Raw genomic sequence first — 3,735 nt, forward strand, 5'->3', positions numbered from 1 at the left:
CCGCAAGGTCATCAAGCGCGCCTCCACCATCAAGAAGGCGAAGGTTGCCTGACCCGGCACTAGCTCGCGCTCACAGTCGGCCGCGGCCCTGGCGGAGCAGCATCATGGCGAGGGTCGCGCCGTCGGGTCCGAGCTCGGCCTGGAAGCGGGCCAGCACCTGCTGCTCGCGGGCCAGCGAGAGCCGGGTGCCGCCCGCCGCGCGGCGGAGCTCACCGATCTGCTGGGACACGGCCAGCCTGCGCTGGACGAGCCGGATGAGCTCGGTGTCGCACGCGTCGATCTCCTCGCGGAGCTCGGCGATGCGCTCGTCGGCGTCGGGGGCGGTGGGGAGTGTGGCGGTCATCGGTGGTTCCTCCAGGGCGGGCGGGAGGCCGTCGGACCCCGGGAACGAGAAACGCCCCGGGCTCTTCGGGCCCGGGGCGTCTGTTGCGGCGTGTGCTCAGCCAGCGGTGACGGACACCGGATCCCGGTGACCGAAGTAAAAGCTGAGGGCGGCGAGCACGGCGGAGAGTCTGCCACAGCGGAACACGAGATCGCCAGCGGGTTCCCCGGCAGTGGCGGGTGTGGCGGCTGTTCCACGGCTCCCGGGAGCGTCACCCGACCGGCTTACAGTGATGTCGTCATGAGCAGCGTCCAGCAGGCCCTCCCCGGCACCGCCGCACTCCAGCGTTCCGCCTCCGGCACGATCGGGCGCGAGCTGGACCGGATGCTCGCCGGGCTCAACGGCCCCCAGCGTCAGGCCGTCGTCCACGAGGGTGGGCCGCTGCTCATCGTCGCGGGGGCCGGCTCCGGCAAGACCCGCGTGCTCGCGCACCGGATCGCCTACCTGCTCGGCGCCCGCAGCGTGCAGCCGGGCGAGATCCTGGCGATCACCTTCACCAACAAGGCCGCCGGGGAGATGAAGGAGCGCGTCGCCGCCCTCGTCGGCCCGCGGGCGCGGGCCATGTGGGTGTCGACGTTCCACTCGATGTGCGTGCGCATCCTGCGCGCCGAGGCGGGCAAGCTCGGGCTGAAGTCGTCGTTCACCATCTACGACCAGGGCGACTCCGTCCGGCTGATGACGATGGTCGCCCGCGACCTGGACCTCGACGCCAAGCGCTACCCGGGCCGCAGCCTGGCCGCGCAGGTGTCGAACCTGAAGAACGAGCTGATCGACGAGGAGTCGTTCACGCCGGTCACGGCGCCGGAGAAGGTGCTCGCCGAGGCCTACCGGCTCTACCAGCAGCGGCTGCGCCAGGCGCACGCGCTGGACTTCGACGACCTGATCATGACGACGGTCCACCTGCTGCAGGCCTTCCCGGACGTCGCCGAGCACTACCGCCGCCGGTTCCGCCACGTGCTGGTCGACGAGTACCAGGACACCAACCACGCGCAGTACGTGCTGGTGCGCGAGCTCGTCGGCACGGGCGCCGGCCCGGTGCCCCCCGCCGAGCTGTGCGTGGTGGGCGACGCCGACCAGTCGATCTACGCCTTCCGCGGCGCGACGATCCGCAACATCGACGAGTTCGAGCGGGACTACCCCGAGGCGACGACGATCCTGCTGGAGCAGAACTACCGCTCCACCCAGCGCATCCTCAAGGCCGCCAACCAGGTCATCGCGAGGAACACCGGCCGTCGTCCGAAGAACCTGTGGACCGACGCCGGCGACGGTGACCTGATCGAGGGCTACGTCGCCGAGAACGAGCACGACGAGGCCGCCTGGGTCGCCGAGCAGATCGACGCCCTGGTCGACGAGGGCACGGCGAAGCCCAAGGACATAGCGGTCTTCTACCGGACCAACAACGCCTCCCGTGTCTTCGAGGAGGTGTTCATCCGCGTCGGCATGCCCTACAAGGTCGTCGGCGGGGTGCGCTTCTACGAGCGCAAGGAGGTCCGCGACGCGCTGGCCTACCTCAAGGTGGTCGCCAACCCGGCCGACGTCGTCAGCCTGCGCCGGGTGATCAACACCCCCAAGCGCGGCATCGGCGAGCGCGCCGAGTCCTGCGTCGAGACCTTCGCCGACCGCGAGCGGATCGCCTTCGCCTCCGCGCTGCGCCGCTGCGCCGAGGTCCCCGACCTGGCCACCCGCTCGCTCAAGGCCATCCAGGAGTTCGTCGCGCTGCTCGAGGAGTTCGAGCGGCTGGTGGAGACCGGGTCCGGGCCGGCCGCGCTGCTGGAGAGCATCCTCGACCGCACCGGCTACCTCACCGAGCTGCAGGCGAGCACCGACCCGCAGGACGAGGGCCGGGTCGACAACCTCAACGAGCTCATCTCGGTGGCCGCGGAGTTCGAGGCGGCCAACCCGGGCGGCTCGGTCACCGACTTCCTCGAGCAGGTGTCCCTGGTCGCCGATGCCGACCAGATCCCCGTGGCCGGGGACGACGCCGGCGTGGTCACGATGATGACCCTGCACACCGCGAAGGGCCTGGAGTTCCCGGTCGTCTTCCTCACCGGCATGGAGGACGGCGTCTTCCCGCACCTGCGCGCGCTCGGCGACCCGCGGGAGCTGGAGGAGGAGCGTCGGCTGGCCTACGTCGGCATCACGCGGGCGCAGCAGCGGCTGTTCATCTCGCGGGCGACGGTGCGCACCAGCTGGGGGCAGCCGGCCTACAACCCGCCGTCCCGTTTCCTCGACGAGCTGCCGGGCGACACCGTGCACTGGGCGGGGAAGGAGCCGGCGCCGGCGCCGAGCACCGGGTACCGCTCCGCGCAGCAGCGGGTCGCCGCCACCGGGCTGTCCACCGGCGGGCTGCGCGGCGGGGCGGGCAACCGGGCGATCATCGCCGTCGAGGTGGGCGACCGGGTCAGCCACGACGCGTTCGGGCTGGGCACCGTCGTCGAGGTCAACGGCGCCGGTGACAAGGCCCAGGCGACCGTCGACTTCGGCTCGGGCGGCACCAAGCGCCTCGTCCTGCGCTACGCCCCCCTCGTCAAGCTCTAGCTCCGACGAGGGGGACGCCGCTGCGGGGGTTCCTCGCGCACTGCCGGTGGCGCAGGACCCGCAGTGCACGAGGAACGCCCGCGAAGGGCGCGGACCGGGCTCAGGGCACGGAGACGCCGCGCTCCGCCAGGAAGTCCTCGGGGTCGATCGGCCGGCCGGTCATGCCGCCGCGGTGGATCTCGTAGTGCAGGTGCGGCCCGGTGGACTGGCCCTCGTTGCCGACCTTGGCGATCTGGTCGCCCGCGTGGACGATGTCGCCGGCCCGCACCGAGTAGTAGCGCATGTGGCCGTAGACGTGCACGTTGCCGTCGGCGTCCTGCACGTAGACCGCGTTGCCGTAGCCGGAGGCCCGGCCGGCGCGGATGACCACGCCGTCGGTGGCCGCCGCGATGGGCGTGCCGAGCGACGCGGCGAGGTCGATGCCGTAGTGCATCGTGCCCCAGCGCATGCAGAAGCAGGTGGTGAGGCGGGCGCCCTCCACGGGGCGCACGGTCGTCGGCGTGCGCGCGGCGCGGGAGGCGGCCAGCTCGCTGAGGCGGGCCTGGGCCTCGGCCTCGGTGATGCCCCGGCGCACGCCGGCGTCCTCCATGTCGCCGGTGAGGCCGATGTCGGAGGCGACCCCCAGGCCGTACTCGGCGGCGCTGATGCTGATCTCGGCGGGTCCGCCGCCCATGACCGCGGGGACGCCGGCGACGATGGCGCCGGCCACGAGGGCGGCCAGCCAGAGCGGTCCGCGCCGGCCGGGCGGGCGGGGCACGCGCCGGCGGCGCTTCGCTGCCGGCGCGGCCACGGCGTCCGCGTCGCCGTCGGCGGGG

General features: G+C 72.7%; 3 protein-coding genes. 1 reads left to right on the forward strand and 2 read right to left on the reverse strand.

Annotation, left to right across the window (positions count from 1 at the left end):
* Positions 1-70: 70 nt before the first annotated feature.
* Entirely contained in the window at positions 71-343 is a 273-nt protein-coding gene (locus MY526_RS26815; RefSeq protein ID WP_436695348.1) for a chorismate mutase, read from the reverse strand.
* A 279-nt stretch (positions 344-622) separates the two neighbouring features.
* On the opposite strand from MY526_RS26815, the gene pcrA reads away from it, so the two are divergent.
* Complete coding sequence (gene pcrA / locus MY526_RS26820; RefSeq protein ID WP_436695349.1) at positions 623-2,920, forward strand: DNA helicase PcrA; 2,298 nt, start codon at positions 623-625, stop codon at positions 2,918-2,920.
* Between the two features lie 100 nt (positions 2,921-3,020).
* Here the strand turns inward: pcrA and MY526_RS26825 are convergent.
* Positions 3,021-3,735 (reverse strand): M23 family metallopeptidase (locus tag MY526_RS26825; RefSeq protein WP_436705472.1); only part of this gene is annotated, 715 nt, incomplete at its 5' end.

Origin of the sequence: Geodermatophilus sp. CPCC 205761 (assembly GCF_051383655.1) — a bacterium.
Classification (GTDB): Bacteria; Actinomycetota; Actinomycetes; order Mycobacteriales; family Geodermatophilaceae; genus Geodermatophilus.

Excerpts from the sequence above, each read along its gene's own strand:
- MY526_RS26815 (WP_436695348.1), bottom strand. The coding sequence starts at position 343 with ATGACCGCCACACTCCCCACCGCCCCCGACGCCGACGAGCGCATCGCC.
- pcrA (WP_436695349.1), top strand. The coding sequence starts at position 623 with ATGAGCAGCGTCCAGCAGGCCCTCCCCGGCACCGCCGCACTCCAGCGT.